Origin of the sequence: Hellea balneolensis DSM 19091 (assembly GCF_000428525.1) — a bacterium.
Taxonomy (GTDB): domain Bacteria; phylum Pseudomonadota; class Alphaproteobacteria; order Caulobacterales; family Maricaulaceae; genus Hellea; species Hellea balneolensis.
The window spans coordinates 1,027,885-1,045,112 of the sequence record NZ_AUAC01000002.1; the positions used below are offsets into that span (position 1 = coordinate 1,027,885).

Annotated in this window: 14 protein-coding genes; 5 read left to right on the forward strand and 9 right to left on the reverse strand. The window is 48.4% G+C overall.

Translation table 11 applies throughout. The annotated features are described in order from the left end of the window. Positions 1-19: 19 nt before the first annotated feature. The gene (locus F569_RS0105060; protein WP_051279337.1) at positions 20-1,627 is read right to left on the reverse strand and encodes a BCCT family transporter; all 1,608 of its coding nucleotides are present in this window, start codon (positions 1,625-1,627) and stop codon (positions 20-22) included. 210 nt (positions 1,628-1,837) lie between these two features. Between F569_RS0105060 and F569_RS16580 the strand changes: the two genes are divergently transcribed. The 5 genes from F569_RS16580 to F569_RS0105085 are packed head-to-tail and all read left to right on the forward strand — an operon-like array spanning position 1,838 to position 6,103. After that, the gene (locus F569_RS16580; protein WP_233353597.1) at positions 1,838-2,833 is read left to right on the forward strand and encodes a hypothetical protein; all 996 of its coding nucleotides are present in this window, start codon (positions 1,838-1,840) and stop codon (positions 2,831-2,833) included. After that, positions 2,833-3,795, forward strand: a complete 963-nt coding sequence (locus F569_RS0105070) for an NAD-dependent epimerase/dehydratase family protein (RefSeq protein WP_026941317.1) — start codon at positions 2,833-2,835, stop codon at positions 3,793-3,795. Before F569_RS16580 ends, F569_RS0105070 begins: the two co-directional genes overlap by 1 nt. Continuing rightward, positions 3,792-4,634: a fumarylacetoacetate hydrolase family protein gene (locus tag F569_RS0105075; RefSeq protein ID WP_026941318.1), complete on the forward strand. Its 843-nt coding sequence runs from the start codon at positions 3,792-3,794 to the stop codon at positions 4,632-4,634. The genes F569_RS0105070 and F569_RS0105075 overlap by 4 nt, the downstream gene beginning before the upstream one ends. After that, positions 4,627-5,370: an SDR family NAD(P)-dependent oxidoreductase gene (locus F569_RS0105080; RefSeq protein ID WP_026941319.1), complete on the forward strand. Its 744-nt coding sequence runs from the start codon at positions 4,627-4,629 to the stop codon at positions 5,368-5,370. The genes F569_RS0105075 and F569_RS0105080 overlap by 8 nt, the downstream gene beginning before the upstream one ends. A gap of 7 nt (positions 5,371-5,377) precedes the next feature. Further along, positions 5,378-6,103: an SDR family NAD(P)-dependent oxidoreductase gene (locus F569_RS0105085; protein ID WP_034387227.1), complete on the forward strand. Its 726-nt coding sequence runs from the start codon at positions 5,378-5,380 to the stop codon at positions 6,101-6,103. A gap of 25 nt (positions 6,104-6,128) precedes the next feature. Here the strand turns inward: F569_RS0105085 and F569_RS0105090 are convergent, their stop codons facing one another. The 8 genes from F569_RS0105090 to F569_RS0105125 all read right to left on the reverse strand — a co-directional run bounded on the left by F569_RS0105090 (position 6,129) and on the right by F569_RS0105125 (position 17,226). After that, positions 6,129-6,674: a sarcosine oxidase subunit gamma gene (locus F569_RS0105090; RefSeq protein ID WP_034387229.1), complete on the reverse strand. Its 546-nt coding sequence runs from the start codon at positions 6,672-6,674 to the stop codon at positions 6,129-6,131. Further along, a complete protein-coding gene (locus tag F569_RS0105095; RefSeq protein WP_026941322.1) occupies positions 6,664-9,624 on the reverse strand; it encodes a sarcosine oxidase subunit alpha family protein in 2,961 nt (986 codons plus the stop codon). Before F569_RS0105095 ends, F569_RS0105090 begins: the two co-directional genes overlap by 11 nt. Further along, positions 9,621-9,956 carry a sarcosine oxidase subunit delta gene (locus F569_RS0105100; protein WP_026941323.1) on the reverse strand — a complete coding sequence of 112 codons (336 nt, stop codon included), beginning with the start codon at positions 9,954-9,956 and terminating at the stop codon, positions 9,621-9,623. Before F569_RS0105100 ends, F569_RS0105095 begins: the two co-directional genes overlap by 4 nt. Before the next feature lie 10 nt (positions 9,957-9,966). Next, complete coding sequence (locus F569_RS0105105) at positions 9,967-11,217, reverse strand: sarcosine oxidase subunit beta family protein (protein ID WP_026941324.1); 1,251 nt, start codon at positions 11,215-11,217, stop codon at positions 9,967-9,969. Continuing rightward, positions 11,218-13,656 carry a GcvT family protein gene (locus F569_RS0105110; protein ID WP_026941325.1) on the reverse strand — a complete coding sequence of 813 codons (2,439 nt, stop codon included), beginning with the start codon at positions 13,654-13,656 and terminating at the stop codon, positions 11,218-11,220. 134 nt (positions 13,657-13,790) lie between these two features. Next, on the reverse strand, positions 13,791-14,495 hold the full coding sequence (locus tag F569_RS0105115) for a hypothetical protein (RefSeq protein WP_162143742.1): 705 nt from the start codon (positions 14,493-14,495) through the stop codon (positions 13,791-13,793). A 47-nt stretch (positions 14,496-14,542) separates the two neighbouring features. Then, entirely contained in the window at positions 14,543-16,252 is a 1,710-nt protein-coding gene (locus F569_RS0105120) for a hypothetical protein (RefSeq protein WP_051279339.1), read from the reverse strand. After that, positions 16,252-17,226: a dipeptidase gene (locus F569_RS0105125; protein WP_026941328.1), complete on the reverse strand. Its 975-nt coding sequence runs from the start codon at positions 17,224-17,226 to the stop codon at positions 16,252-16,254. The genes F569_RS0105120 and F569_RS0105125 overlap by 1 nt, the downstream gene beginning before the upstream one ends. Positions 17,227-17,228 lie beyond the last annotated feature (2 nt).

Consider the following 17,228-nt stretch of genomic DNA (forward strand, 5'->3'; position numbering starts at 1 on the left):
GTTATGCTTAGCTCAAAACTCAGGCTTTATCTTTAGGCACCGCAAGCAAAGCTTTCATCAAGGAGATGGCCATCAGGGCTGTGACGACTGAGAAGGGTAAGGCCCCGACGATCATCGCTGATCGCAATGCATCCATACCACCTGCCGTGAGTAAGGCCGCAACAACTGCAATATAAATTACGCCCCAAATAATGATATGCTTCGTATGAGCTCGCGCACGGTTTCCGGCAGAGGTAATTGTGTTTATCACAAGAATAGCCGAGTCCGCTGAGGTCACGAGATAGGTCAACAGTAAAATCACAATCACAAAAGACATTATCTTGGCCATAAGCGGCGTGAGGATAAGGTTTATAGTTTGGAAAAGTTGGGCTGAAATATCAGCATTGACAATACTGCCTTGCGCAATGCCTGACAGTTCAAGATCAATCGCTGTGCCGCCGACCAATGTAAACCAGACGAGCCCCATGGCCGCGGGCACGAACATTGCGCCTAAGACATATTCGCGTATCGTCCGTCCGCGCGAAACCCGCGCTAGGAAGAAGCCCACGAATGGCGCAAAGGCAATCCACCACGCCCAGTAAAAAATTGTCCAAGCCCCTTGCCAATTCGCGAGCTCACCCTCGGGCCAAACTGTGAAAGACATTGCTGGAAGCGCAAGGAAATAATCCCAGAGCGTTACAAAAAACTGCTTAAAAGCAAAAACCGTAGCTCCGAAAACAGCGAAGAAGGCAAGTAAGAAAAAGGATAATCCCATATTGATATTGGACAGCCATTTGATGCCTTTATCGACGCCGGAAATTGCTGAGAATATAGAGGCGCCAATTATCAAAAGTAGCGCTAAAAGCTGAGCCGTCAGCGTCGGCTTGCCGTTCTCTGCGCTGATCCATTCAAAACCTGTTATGTTAAAAACACCTGACGCGAATTGAGACACGCCATAACCAATCGTAACGCTCACGCCGATAACTGTTGCGAGGATTGCGACTATATCCACTATATTGCCGAGCCCGCCTTCCATTTTTTTACCGAAAAGCGGTTTTAAGGACGAGCGAAAAGAAAGAGGTAGATTGCGATTATAAGCAAAATAACCTAGCGCCATACCGACAATGCCGTAACACGCCCACGGGGTTATGCCGTAATGCAGCATTGCCCATTTATAGGCATTACGCACATTGTTTGCACTCTGCCCATCTGATAGACCTTTAATAACATCCGGATTATTGGCAAAATGAAAAATAGGTTCTGCGGTGGAATAGGTAAGCATACCCACGCCAATCCCCGCGCCAAACATCATTGAGAACCAAGAGAAGCGGGAAAACTCTGGCTTTTCATCTGGCTTACCGAGCTTGATACGGCCTGATTTGGGCCAGAAAGCTATTCCCAAAGACACGATCGCGTAAAAAGCCGTGACCCAAACATACCACCCGCCAAACGCCGAAGTCGTCCAGTTTTGGATTTTCAATAACACAGCACCCGCTTCGGAAGGGAACAGGCCTGCCCAGACTATTAAAAGACCAATCAGAGCTTTAGACCCCATCGCAACAACGGGATTAAAGCCGGCATAAAAACCGGAACTGGCCGTCTTTAGACTGAGGCTTTCATTGGCAGCGTTCTCGTCGATATTGGACATGTCTTCCCTTTATTTTTGCACATCTATGAGGGACTCACAGAGCCGCATCAAATGATTTCCACGGTAAAAGGGCAAAGACACAGAAGAGAGCTGTTAAATCACGGTTTTAAATGCAAGTATTAAGCTCGCTAATGATAGAAATTCAATCATTGACCTTATGAATGCGCAGCGAAACAAAGACAGAATATTTTTAATAAGTAAGTTAGCCATATGACTGCAACACTGCCTTTTCCAGACCAACGCCCACCAAGCTATATCAAGCTAGGCAAAGAGCCGGTTTTTGAGGCAAGCAAACATCTTGCCTTGGGCCCTGTTGAAAAGATCACAACTCTGGGCGAGCTTGGATATTCAGAAGTAGAGGTTAAAGCCTGCCCATCTGATTTTGGTGTTTCAACTGCCTTTAGAATATTATCTCGCGAAGGTGTGGCGGCCATGCATGAAATCTGCATGACCATGTATGATAACCGCAATGTAAGTATTGGGACCGGCCTTAACAGGCTTGGGTCTTATGTGCGCGGCGCCGGATATAGATCGCAATTTATCAAAGATTTTTGTGATAGCCCAGAACTTGCAGACTATCTATCGAATATGGCAGGGGTTCACTTGGCAAGGCACTCTGTTCCGGCTGTAGCTTGCGGCGTGAATTATGCCCCTAAAGATATCCGTAAAGCCGTGGACACATGGCACGTTGACTCCGTCGCTTTTGATATTGTGATGATGATATCCGATCCACAACTGCTTGAAGGTGGGGAGTTTCAATATTTTCACGGCACTAAAATGGAAGGGCAGAGATTACTAGGCATTGAAGGAGAGGAAGGGCTTGATACTGAACTCCCGCCAGACCGCACGATCACAGTCCCTTTTCCAGCTGCGGGCTATGGATTCATGCAACAAGGCAATATGATTTTTCACCGCGCCTGCCGACTCAAGCAAAAAGCGGAACGCATTACAATGATACCTTCATTTGTGGTTACGCCGTCCACGGCTGATGATGCCACTAATTCTGTTAATATGCTGGGTTGGGATGATCCGGGCTTACCCGCTGAATTAACGCGCCATGAAGCATGGCGAGCCTCAGCAAGGCTTGAGGAGCTTGTTAAGTCAGTAAGTCTGCATGATGATCCTGAAGCCCTCACCAAACAGCTTGATGACGCATTAGCGCCTCTTCTCAAATTCAGAAACTCTATGGCGGGGCCGCGCAGCTAATGGCAGATCTTGCAAACAAATCAGTCCTCGTAACTGGAGCCGCAGGTTGCATCGGGGCATGGGCCGTTAAAAAACTAATGGAGCAAGGCGCGAGACCTATTGTCTTTGATCTAACGGATAATCGTGAACGTCTTGATTTGATTATGGACGATGCCGCCTCTGTAACCTGGGAAGTGGGTGATATTACGGATTATGAACGTCTTTGTACCGTGATTGAAAAACATAATGTCTCGGCCATCATCCATTTAGCGGCGCTGCAAGTCCCTTTTTGCAAAGCGGATCCAATTACAAGCGTGAAAGTCAATGTCGTCGGCACCACACATATCTTTGAAGCGGCAAGAAAATTCGGTATAAAGCGGATAACTTATGCCAGCTCGATTGCGTCCCCGGCCATGGGGGATAATGACTTTTTGGCAACGCTTTACGGCGCACATAAGGTTTGCGGTGAACAAATGGCTGCGGTCTATTGGCAGGACTGGCAGGTCCCCAGTCTTTGCATAAGACCTGGCGTTATTTACGGCCCAGGCCGTGATCAAGGCATGAGCGCCGCGCCGACCATGGCCATATTGGCCGCCCTGTTTGAGCAAAGCTATACTATACCCTTTTCAGGGCCCGTTGCCTTTGTGCATGTTGAAGACGCGGCAGATAGATTTGTTGCCGGTATTTCACTAGATATAGAAGATGCTTTAGTCTTTGACATGCAAGGTACTGAAGCGGACATTGCGGATGTGCTCATAGATATAAAACAACAAATTGAGGGCGCTGATATTCACTTAACAGGCGCCCCCCTGCCTTTCCCCCACGCACCGGATGATGGCCGTTTGGACGCTCTGCTTAAAGTCGTACCTTACAGGTCTATGCGGGATGGTATTGCGCAAACTCTGGATGTTTTTAAAAAGGCTCGCGCTAAACATATTTTAACGCCAGAACGCGCTGCACAACTGATTGGGAAAAATATATGAAACTTATTCGGTTCGGAACCAAGGGCAATGAAAACCCCGGGGTTATAGACTGCGAAAATATTTGGCGAGATATTTCATCGTTTGTCAGCGACTGGACTGGAGAGACTGTAGGTGCCGCCGAAACACTACTGGCGGGAATAGATGTTTCCGGCTTACCTGTTATTGATCCTTCAACACGCCTTGGTCCGCCTATAGGGAATGTCGGCAAAATTATTGGCTGCGCTCTTACTTATGGCAAACATGCCCAAGAAGCTGGGCTTGAAACACCCAGCGAACCGATGTTTATGCTAACGTCACGAACAGCCATTAACGGCCCCTATGATGATGTGATTATCCCGCGCGGCGCAACCGAGCTAGATTGGGAAGCGGAGCTTGTCGTGGTTCTGGGCAAAGGCGGTAGCTATATTTCCGCCGAAGACGCGATGGATCATGTCGCGGGGTACTGCGTAGGGAATGATGTCTCAGAACGGCAATTTCAACTCGAACGCGGCACTCAATGGACGAAGGGTAAGAGCGCAGATACGCTCAAACCGATAGGCCCCTGGCTTGTCACCAAAGAAGACGTGCCAAACCCGAATGATCTCGATATTTCGATCAAAATAAACGGCGAAAGGCGCCAGAGTAGTAATACGGGTGATATGGTTTTTACCATTGCAGAACTTGTTTCAAACATCTCGCAATATGTTCGCTGGGAAGCTGGAGATATCATGTTCACGGGAACGCCGCCCGGCGTGGGATATGGTATGAAACCGCAACTCTATATGAAACCCGGCGATATTATGGAACCCACCATAGCAGGTCTGGGCTCTCAAAAAAGTAAGATCATCCCTTATGCCTAGAGTCGTTGTCGTCACAGGGGGGTCGCAAAATATAGGCTTGGCTATTGCCGAAGGCTTTGCCGCAGAAGGCGCGCAAGTCATAATTGCTGATATACAGCCACCTACAAATAGTGATTTTATATTCCACGAAACTAATGTCGCAGATGAATTTAGCGTAAAAAGCTTAATGGCGCATATAGAGTCAGACTTTGGACGGCTTGATGTCCTTGTCAATAATGCAGGGATCTGTATCGAAGTTCCCATTCAAGATATGTCCACAGAGCAATGGGACCGCGTGATGGACATCAATGTCAAAGGCGTCTTTCTCATGACAAAACATGCCTTCTCGATTATGACAAATGGAATTTCTGAAAGCCCTGCCATCGTGAATATAAGCTCAATTGAAGGCTTGGGTGCTAATCCACAGCACAGTGTTTACGGCGCATCTAAAGGCGCTGTTGCGAGTTTCACGCATAACACAGCCTTGGAATATGGGCCGCACGGTATTCGTTGCAACGCCATTGCGCCAGGTTGGATCAATACGCCTTTTAATGAAAAATTTCTCAATCAATATCCTAACCGCGCGAAAGTGGATGATGAAATTAAAAGTCTTCACCCCGTTGGCCGCTTGGGCTTGCCAGAGGATATCGCCAATACCGCCCTGTATTTAGCAAGCCCGCAAGCTGGCTTCATAACAGGTCAGGAAATTATTGTTGCGGGGGGCCGCATGGCAAAACTCCCCCTTCCCAAATTATAGGATTACGATGGCCGGCGATCCTCGAAGTTTAGATGGTAAAACTGTGCTCATCACAGGAGGTGGCAGCGGCGTAGGGCTGGAATGTGCTCGCCTATTTTCAGAAAAAGGCGCTAAGATATTTTTGGTAGGGCGAACGGAGGCCAAGCTAAAAAGCACAGGCCATGCCTATTTTGCAGGTGATGTCAGAGATTCTCAAACGGCCATTGGAGCTTTTAAGCAAGCCGGAAAAGTTGACATACTTATCAATAATGCCGGGGCTATTCATCGCGGCGATGCTCGGGATACGCAGGATGATGATTGGCAATTTGTGATGGATGTAAATGTAAACGGCCCGTTTTATTTCAGCCGTGAATTTGCGCGTCAAAATATGGATGGTGGCGCGATTATCAACGTTTCTTCAACTTGCGGACAGGTCGGAGCTGCTGGACTTGCCGCCTATTGCGCCTCCAAAGGCGCATTGGATCAATTGACGCGATCAATGGCGCTTGAATTGGCCCCCCGCAAGATTACAGTCAATGCTGTCGCTCCCGGCGCGATAAACTCGCCCATGTTGTTTTCAAAACACAGCGACCCAAAGCAAGCCGAGACTGTTGTCGAGCGTAATGAGGACAGTATTCCCATCGGAAGTGTCGCAGAACCTCAAGAAGTCGCCCGCGCTATATTATTTCTAGCCCAAGAACGACATATTACAGGAACTATTCTGTCCGTTGATGGCGGCTATACGGCAGTTTAAAAATGCCTCCAAGCCAAAAGCTTAATTAACGCGTGCTAATCACCCTAGCGAAAAAGTCCCTTAAGTAAGGGCCAAAGGATCGCCAACATTCAAGATGAAAGCTGTGCTCGTCAGTGCGGATAAGCAGGATTGAGGCGCTCTCAAATAAGGTGCGCACGGCTTTTCCTACGGGAAATTTATCTAACGACAAATCCATAGGACACCCCACATTGATAAGCTGTGCGGCCTCTGATCCTGAAATCTCAAACCCAACATTGCGGTGCGAAATCTCCGTAATGCTGCAGGTAAACTCTTTTGAGACTTTTGCTAAAGTCTTATCGAGTTTTACCTTTTGCGTCGGATCAGCAATAACGATCCATTCATCGGGTCCGAGCTTGGCGCATATGATATCTTTAGTCCGTGTGGATCCCATAATTTTGGCCGGAAGCTTTAACCCACTAGCTTTCTTAATGGCTGTCACATCTTGGGATTTGAGACGCAAACTATAGCGCGCTTTCTCCTTGAGCAGAGTGACACGAAGATCATCTGCATCAAAAATTTCAGGGATATCAATGGCTTGATCAAACGACATTTAATCTCTCACCCTTTGGATCATAAAAGACCGGCTTTACCACTTTGGCCTTTATGACTTTGCCCGGCATCGGAATACTCAGTGTCTCGTCCATACGGTCAAAACCATCCCGCACCACCGCCATTGCAATTGAACGGCCCAAAGGCTCACTCCAATAGCTTGACGTCACATGGCCTAGCATATCCATTGGAATAGCTTGATTGGGATCGTCAACAATTTGCGCGCCCTCTTCTAGTACCTCATTCGGATTTTCAGTTAAAAGCCCGATGAGCTGTTTTCGTCCCTTCGCGACCAAATCAGGGCGCGCGAGTGATCGTTTACCGACAAAATCTCTTTTCTTTTTAGAGACTGCCCAAGACATGCCTGCATCATGTGCCGTGACTGTTCCGTCAGTATCTTGCCCGACAATAATGAAACCTTTTTCCGCACGCAGCACATGCATGGTTTCCGTGCCGTATGGACAGATATTATATTGCTGTCCCGCTTCGAACAGATTTTCCCAAACCAAACGCCCATAATGAGCAGGAATATTGATTTCAAATCCAAGCTCGCCCGTAAAGCTTACGCGGAAGAGGCGCGTGGGCACACCGCAAATCTTCCCTTCGCGCAATGTCATATGCGGGAAAGCCTCAGGAGACAGATCAATGCCTTCAACGAAAGGTTCAATGAGCTTTCGCGCGTTAGGCCCGTTAATCGCAATGACAGCCCACTGCTCCGTCGTCGAGGTCAACCAAACATCAAGCTCAGGAAACTCTGTCTGGAGATAATCTTCCATATGGCGATAGACACGCGGCGCTCCGCCCGTTGTTGTTGTCACATGAAAACGATCTTCGGCCATGCGGCCAACCACACCGTCATCATATATATAACCGTCTTCTCGGCACATCAGCCCATAACGACATCCAAGAGCTGGAAGCTTGCTCCATGGATTCGTGTACATCAGATTCATAAATTTAGCCGCATCAGGGCCCACAACCTCAATCTTACCTAAAGTAGAGGCATCAAAAATCCCGAGGCTTTCGCGCGTCGCTTTGCATTCCCGCGCGACGGCGGCGTGCATATCCTCGCCATCCTTTGGAAAATACCAAGCTCGCCGCCAATGGCCGACCGGCTCAAAAGCTGCTCCGTTTGCTTCGGCCCAAGGGTCAATCGGTGTCTTGCGCGTGGGATCAAATAATTCATTATCACGGTAACCTGTGAAGGTTCCAAATGTTGTCGGCGTATAGGGCGGACGAAACGTCGTCAGGCCCACTTTTTCAATCGGCTTACCGACTGCCTTAGACGCGATTTCTAAAGCGTTGAGATTGGAAGTTTTACCTTGGTCAGTCGCCATACCATTCGTCGTGTATCGCTTGACATGTTCGATAGATTTAAAGCCCTCGCTAACAGCGAGTTTAATATCTTTTTCGGTCACATCATTTTGGAAATCGACAAAGGCTTTTTGTTTAGAGCTATCCAGATAGCTCGGAAGACTGCTCAGGACGACGCCTGATCCAAACTCAATTTCGTTCGTTTTATAGGCCTTACGTCCCCCGCCTGCTTTATGTCCTGCACTTAAGGCAGCTGCGACACCAAAATCACCATTACATGCGCCAATACAGACAGCATTCTCATTTGGCATATCAGGAATATAGGCAGCGAGATCAGCGTCCCATTTAATTCCGCCCTTTGAATGAGACCAGAGATGAAGACTCGGCGTCCAGCCACCACACATCAATATAGCGTCGCAATTTATTTTCGTTTTCTTTCCACTCTCAGGCTCATAAACCTCACAAGCGTTAACGCGGAGCTTACCAAAAGTTTTTGTGATTGCTGCGGACTTTATGATTTTTATGCCGCGCTGTGTCGCGCCCATGATAAGATCATCCCGAATAGTACTGCGCACATCAATAATAGCGGCAATTCGAGTGTTCGCATCAGCCACATCAAAAGCAGCCTGATAGGCGCTATCATGACTGGTAAACACGGCCACCTCATTACCCACCGCAACGCCATATTGGCCCAGATAAGTCTGAGCCGCAGAGGCGAGCATTATACCCGGTCGATCATTACCGTTAAAGACAAGGGGACGTTCAATACCACCTTGCGCAAGAATAACTTTCCCTGCGCGAATACGATGTAGTGCCTCGCGCACCTTCCCAATTTTTGCATTTGGAATATGGTGCTTTACGCGCTCGGCCAGCGCGACGAAATTATCGTGATAATAGCCTGTCGCGGTTGTGCGCGTCATCAGCGTCACATTCTCAGCCTTGGTTAAAGCCTTAAGTGAGGCTTCCAGCCATTTGCTTGCGGGTTTACCACCAATTTCGATGTTAGGAGTCGAGCGTAAGCTTCCGCCCATATGAGCATTCTCATCAACTAATATGATACGCTCCCCGCTTTTAGATGCCGAAAGCGCCGCCGCTATCCCGGCAGGGCCTGCACCGATAATCAGCGTCTCGCAATGCCCATATGTACTCGCATAAACATCAGGATCGTCAGCATCAGGCGCGGGGCCAAGGCCCGCCATATTTCGAATAAAGGGCTCATAAACCTTATCCCAAAAGCTCTTCGGCCACATGAAGGTCTTGTTGTAAAACCCTGCGGGGAAAAACATAGAAAAGGCATTATTGAAAGCCCCCATGTCGAATTTCAAATTCGGCGAGCGGTTCTGACTCTCAGCTTTCAGCCCCTCATATATCTCTTGCGTTGTCGCGCGAACATTCGGCGTGACGCGTCCCTTACCTCTGTCCACAGCTATAAGCGCATTTGGTTCTTCCCAGCCCGCTCCTAATACGCCGCGTGGGCGGTGATATTTAAAACTGCGGCCCATCAGATGATTGCCATTGGCTAGCAAAGCTGAAGCTACCGTGTCGCCCTCCAGCCCTTGATAGGCTTTGCCGTCAAAGGTGAAATTAATCACCTTGGAGTCATCAACAACGCCTCGCCCTGTTTTGCGAAAGAGGCTCATGACTTTGCCTTTTGTTCAGCGTTATTCTTGCGAGCCGCCTCGATCTGTGTTTCTGTTCGGCGAGGTTGACCCATTTTATATGTCATCACAAATTTATCGGTGACCGTGTCGCGAATGGCATTAAAAAACATATTGCATCCGGAATTATGCCACCAACGCTCAGCATGCTCGCCGCGAATATTGTCGCGAATAAACATATAGCGTGACCAGTCCTCATCTGACATTTCGGTTTGTTCTTGTGCTGTCGGGCGCACGTAATGCGCCTCACCCGCATAAGCGAATTCGATCTCAGACCGCTTCTCATTGCAATAAGGACAATGAATTTCAAACATCTTTTATCCTTTAATGCGCAACTGCTGCGGCGGCGGCTTCGTCAATAAGGCGACCCCCAACAAAACGATCTAGATTGAATGGCGCGTTTATTTTATGCGGCGCGTCATGGGCCACAGTATAGGCTAGCATATCCGCCGCACCTGGTGTGGCTTTGAACCCGCCTGTTCCCCAACCGCAATTGACGTAAAGCCCTTTTACAGGGGTCTTGCCGACAATCGGGGAACGATCTGGCGTGACGTCAACAATCCCGCCCCAAGAGCGCAGCATACGCTGGCGTTTAAAAATTGGGAAAATTTCGCAAATCGCGGCGACATTATGCTCTTGAAGGTGCAGAGGTCCACGCTGACTATAACTCGTATATTGATCTGTTCCCGCGCCAATCACAAGCTCACCTTTATCAGACTGACTTATATAGGCATGGACTGCATTTGACATCACAACACAGGGCATAACGGGCTTAACAGGTTCAGAGACCAAAGCTTGCAAGGGATAGCTTTCAAGCGGAAAGCGCAGACCTGCCATCTCCATAACTACAGAGGTATTTCCCGCAGCAGAGACACCGATTTTTTTAGAGGCGATATAGCCCTTTTCAGTCTCAACGCCTTCTACAGCTCCGTCCGGATCGCGGCGGATGCCTATGACCTTGCAGTTTTGAATAATATCCACGCCAAGCTTTGACGCGGCTCTTGCATAGCCCCAGGCCACACTGTCATGACGCGCGGTACCCGCCCTCATCTGTAAAGCTCCGCCCATCACGGGATAACGGCGATGCGGCGAAATATCGAGCGGAGGGCAAAAGGCTTTGCACTCTTCAGGGCTAAGCCACTTATTATCAACACCGTTTAGGCGGTTGGCATGAACATGGCGCTGAAAGCTCTGCACATCATGCACATTATGAGCGAGCATGAGCACGCCCCGCTTTGAGAACATCAAATTATAGTTCAACTCTTGTCCCAAGCCATCCCAAAGATCGACGGCATGGTCATACATAGCCGCGCTTTCATCAAACAAATAATTCGAACGGATAATGGTTGTGTTGCGCCCCGTATTGCCGCCGCCAATCCACCCTTTTTCAAGAACCGCGACATTGGTAATGCCGTAACGCTTGGCCAGATAATAAGCCGCGCCAAGACCATGCCCACCGCCACCAACAATGATGGCATCATATTCTTTTTTGGGTTCCTTATCCGGAAATTGAACAGGCCATTTTTTATGACCCGATAGCGCATTCGCGAATAGGCTTATGGCAGAATATTTCACTTACGATCTCAGCTTCTCATTTGTAGGATCATGCGGGCTGTCTTCGAGGACTTGGCACTTATACCGTTTACCAAGAATTTCAATCTCTAGCTTGGTTCCAATTTCTGAGACTGAGGGATGCACCATCGCAAGCGCCAAAGACGTTTGCATACGCCATCCATAGCCGCCGCCTGTCGCGCGCCCAATGACTTTACCATCATGATAAATAGGATTATTGCCAATAACGTCTGCATCATCAACATCACTCACGCCCAGTGTTACAAAGGCATTCTCGAAACCCTTTTTCTCCCACGCCAAAAGAGCGTCTTTACCTAAGAAATTTTCTTTCTTATTCATGTTCACAAAACGGTGAAGCCCAGATTCATAAGCCGCATACTCAATCGACATTTCTGTTCCAACCAAACGGTAAGACTTTTCAAGTCGCATGGAGTTCATGGCGCGAATACCAAAGGGCTTGAGTCCGTGTTTCTCGCCATGTTTAAACAGCGCATCAAATATATGGTTTTGATATTCAATAGGGTGGTGGATTTCCCAGCCAAGTTCACCAACAAAGTTCACCCGCAGAAGCTTAACAGGCGCATGTCCGACATACGTCTCTTGCCCTGTCAGCCATGGGAAGTCTTCATTAGAAAGATTGGATCCCGTGATAGGCTGTAAGAGGTCCCGCGCCTTTGGCCCTGCTACAACAAAGACACCCATGGAATTGGTCAAGTCAGTCATATGCACCGACCCGTCACCCGGCAGATGCTTACGAAGCCAATCGTGATCCAGACGATGGTTAGCGCCCGCAGAGACGAGATAGAAACTCGTCTTACTTTCACGCTGAACTGTAAATTCAGAATGAACCCCGCCCTTTGACGTCAAGCCGTGAGCCAAAGCCAATTTCCCAGGACGTACGGGCATTTTCTGCGCAAGCATTGTGTTGAGCCACTTCGCGGCGCCCTTCCCTTCGATACGGCATTTGGCAAAAGCCGTCATATCAAGGAGGCCAACATTCTCAGCTACATTTTTACATTCATTCCCGACATGTTCAAAATAGGAAGAGCGTCGGAACGACCAATCATCTTTTTGCTCAACGCCCTCAGGCGCAAACCAATTCGGGCGCTCCCACCCAAAGAGCTGTCCAAAGACGGCGCCCTTTTCTTTCATGCGGTCATAGCAAGGAGACGTTCGCAATGGACGTGCCGCCATGCGCTCTTCATCCGGATAGTGAATGGTGAAGACATCGGCATAAGCCTCTTCATTTTTCTCAATGAGATAACTCTTAGTCGCATAGGGGCCGAAACGCCGCGGATCGACACCGAGCATATCCACGGTGGGCTCTCCTTCGACAATCCACTCGGCGAGTTGCCACCCCGCTCCGCCAGCGGCTGTGATACCAAAGCTATGACCTTCATTCAGCCAGAAGTTTTTCTTATCCCAAGCCGGGCCAACAATCGGGTTCCCATCAGGCGTATAAGCGATCGCGCCATTGTAAACTTTCTTAATGCCCAAATCCTCAAATATTGGGACCCGGTTAATGGCGCTCTCAATATGCGGCATAAGGCGGTCAATATCCTCTTGGAACAGCTCATATTCAGACTGAGCATCAGGGCCGTCGAGATAACAGGCCGGCGCGCCATGCTCATAAGGCCCCAAAATAAGACCGCCCGCTTCTTCGCGCATATACCAACTACCGTCTGATTCGCGCAGCACGCCGAGTTCGGGCAAACCGTCTTTTCGGCGCTGCACAATATCAGGGTGGGACTCTGTGACGATGTATTGATGCTCGACGGGTACAACAGGGATATCGAGACCAATCATTTCGCCTGTTTTGCGCGCGAATGAGCCCGTGCAAGAAATGACATGCTCAGCAATAATTTCACCCTTATCCGTGGTCACTTTCCAGCGATCATCAGAGAGTTGTTCAATGGCTAGAACAGTGGTGTTCCGGTGGATTTTACCGCCGCCGGCCCGCGCGCCAATTGCAAAAGCTTGCGTTAGGTCTGCTGGCTGCACATAGCCATCTTCTGGATGACGAATAGCGCCGACAATGCCATCTTTCTTCGCAAAAGGCCAAATCTCCACAACCTCTTCCGCTGTGAGGAAATCCACCTGCACGCCAATTGTCTGCGCAACACCCGCATATTGGTGATACTCATCCATGCGGTCTTGGTTTGTGGCAAGGCGAATATTAGAGACAGGACGAATACCGACATCTTGGCCAGTTTCAGCCTGAAGAGATTTGTAAAGCTCAACAGAGTATTTATGTAGCTGCCCCACAGAATAGCTCATATTAAAGAGCGGCAATAGGCCTGCAGCATGCCAGGTTGAGCCCGATGTCAGCTCTTTACGCTCAAATAAAACACAATCAGACCAGCCTTTTTTTACCAGGTGATAAAGCGTTGAAACGCCTACAACACCCCCGCCAATAATGACGGCTTTCGCTGTTTTTTGAATGTCGCTCATGGCGTCTACCTTATATTTTCTTATGTTTTAGCCCCTATCCACCGTGCAGGAATGCGTCAATTCCGCCAAACAGTTATTAGCTCTATTAATGTTATAAAACAGCCCTTGAATTAAGACTGTGGGGATTACTCTCCCGCACCCCGCCGTGAAGCATCAGTTGAGGGCACGAGCAACCTATCCGCAATTTTATTTAATTGCGCGTATGTCTGATGTGAAACAGCAATTCCGCTGTCCAAGGCAGCAGAATATGCCTGAGAAAATTGTCTACCCGTCTTATAAGGAGCATGGCCCTCTGGTAGAATTGCACTCACTGCCTTCGTGATAACATCTGCTGTTGTTGAGCACAAAAAACTTAGACCTGACTCTCCCCAAGGGCCGTGATGCACTTCATTTAGTATGTAATAATCCGGTAGGTCTTTTGACGATTTAAGCCATAAAATATGAGTTCGGCCCTCTGTGGCATCATACCAGATAGCCGCCGCATATAAGTTAAATCGTGCGGATTTTTTAAGCGCTGCAAAAATATTTAAGCGGCCAAATATATTCAAAAAATCTATGCGGCCAAAGCCGTTTGTCTGGGCACCGGCAATGGCGAGATCAGCCGAGGCATTTACAAAGGGAATTAAGCAGCGTCCATAGCCCTCTAGCAGAAAATGGTTATAAGTAGGCTCTGAAAGTTTGATTTCACGAGCAGGTGTTTCCAAATCCGGTAGGCTGCGTATAATGAGGCCAATACCGTCCAAACCATGTGCTTCGAGCCAGAGACATGAGCGGGCCATTACCGCAAAATCATAACCATGGTGATAGAGCGCTTCGTAAGTGCGCCGCATAAGCGCTCTTAGCTCATTTAGCGAAAGGTATAAATCGGCCTTATCCGTCATCCGCTAACGGCGGGGCGGATTGGAAAACACCAGGTATCGGCAGTACTTTCGCCAATATCAGAGATAAGAGGCGCACCCTGAAACATGGTATTCCTTACCCACATGCGTGAACGGGGATCAAACTTGCCCACACCAAAAAATGAGAGCTTACAGCGCAATAAATGTATCGGCAGTACGTCCAGGTCTATCGCATTGATCCGTATCTCGCCGTAACGCGTTTTCGCCATGGTTTGCATACGGCGCGTAATATATCTGTGTTGAGGGTTTTCAAAAACGAAACGCGCCGTAGTTGTCTCCCGTCCCCGATCTTCAATAAAGGTGCATAAATCACGATAGCTTTCGCATACATACCAGCCTATGCCCAAGAGCATTTCATTTGCGGCTCCCGGTTCTTCAAAGCGTTGTCCAAGTCGCGGCTCCATTTTTTCCTCAGACCTGTACCAAAAAATGCCCTGTGTTTTTGGATCAGTATAATCAATATTCAGCGCCCAATCATAATGTGTTTCTATGAGTGCCTTTAAATCTCCAACAGGCATATCCGCCTGTAACGCATAGACCTCATCAAGAGACAGGCTATCTTCTAAATCAGTCATTAAATCTGGATAAAGCTCCAGTAGCAGCACATTGAGAAGTTCCTGCGCTTCGACACTTAAATGAGATTCAGCATATTCAGTGAGCTGATACCACGCTGAGATTTGCACATCTTCAAACCAATCCACCAAAATCGACATATCAGCTTTAGCTTTGCTGTTTATCGTATTTTGATCCGCATTATCCGTCGAAATTTCATCAAGATGCTGCATGGCTTTCTGGGCTAAGCACAAAAAGTCCCCGCGCTTAACATCGCATATAGCCCCGTCACGCTGAATACGCGCTAAAGCGGTTTCTCTCACTTCAATCCAGTTATTCACCAGCAAGGGATGGTTGATAAGATATGGCGCCATACCCAGTCCTGTCGCATTACCAATACCGACATAGCGTCTTATCGCATCAGTCATTTTTACAGCTTTATCAGCTGTCCGGTTTGCAGCGACACGGTCCGCTTGGAATAGGCTGAAGTCACGGATGAGGAAGCAGGAAAACATCTCGGCCGCGAAGGGGCTAGCAAAATCAGGGTATTGCGTTTTGACTTTATCCCAATCAGCCATTCCAAATTTACCGGACCCGTAAACAGCAGTGGTGCGGTAGAGATAGCCGACCTTGGCCATTACATCCAGATCAGGCTGTAGTCCTGATGAAAGTCGGTCCACGACATAATTAAAATTGCGGGCAGATTTATTAGCACGGGAGAGGACGATGCAGCGGCTATCCATCCGGCCTTTCTCCTGGAGGGGAACATTTTGCCGCAAAAAATCGAGCCGCTCTGCATCCACTTCGCCCTGACAGAGCGTGACCGTCATATCCCAATCTTCGGCAATAACGCGGTCGCTGCGGATATTTGGATCCAAATTTTTAGAGAAAACAACATAGCTGAAAAGGTCGTTTGGCGTCGTGATGCTGTAAATCACTTCGCCATAACCCTCATTACATAAATCAATATGAGAGCGCTTTATATCCCATTTTTCGCGCAAGATACGACGCACAAGTGAGCGCATAAAACTTAGGGGATAGGGATAAAGCGTTCCGAGCCGGTTGATATCCATGACGACATTCGCAGGACGGTAATCCAGCCTCTCATCACAGATATGCGGCTCTGCCATGACCATTAGAGCGGCTCAAAAGACGCTTCAAAAAAGCGGTACCAATTACCGCCCATGACTTTTTCAATATCTCTTTGGGCCATACCTTTATCCGACAGGCCTTCAGCAATATTTCCAAAGTCTTTAGAACTTTCAAACCAATCAGGCTGACGCGGCCAATCCGCGTTCGAAGCGCTGCCTTCGCCGTAATCAGGTTTAAATGTCCATTTCCCAGAGCGCATCCATTCCAAAGTCTCATAGCCCCAATTTTGGCACAGGTCAGAGCCGATCCCGATATTATCAATCCCCATTAGCTCTGCTGTATCCATAATCATGCCGCAAAAATCATCAAGGCTACAGTCTGGACCATCATTGAGGTGAAACGGATACATCGAAAAGCCGAGCATACCGCCGCTCTGCCCAAGAGCTTTCAAAACATCATCTGACTTATTACGCAGCGCCTCATGCCAGCGCGATGGATTTGCATGAGTAATCGCGATAGGACGTTGTGAGAGCTCGATGGTTTGGAGCGTAGAATGCTCCGCGCTGTGTGACATATCAATCACCATGCCGACGCGGTTCATTTCCTTTATGACTTCGCGGCCAAAGCGCGTAACACCACTATCTCCCTCTTCATAGCACCCTGTCGCAAGAAGGCTTTGATTATTATAAGTTAGCTGCATGATACGAACGCCTTGATCGTAAAGCGTTTCGACCATGCGCAAATCATCTTCTATAGGCGAGCAATTTTGAAAGCCGAATATGATCCCAATTTTACCAAGTTTTTGAGCGTCTAAAATATCAGAGGCCTTATGCACGGGCATGATAATGTCTTCATGATCGCGAAAACGCTGTCGCCAGTCGCCGATATTTTCAAGCGCATCCCTCGTATTTTCCCAATAAGCAATTGTTACGTGGATAGCATTCACGCCGCCCGCCTTAGCCTCTTCAAATAAGGCACGCGTCCAATTTACATATTGTAGAGCATCAATAATCAGCATGG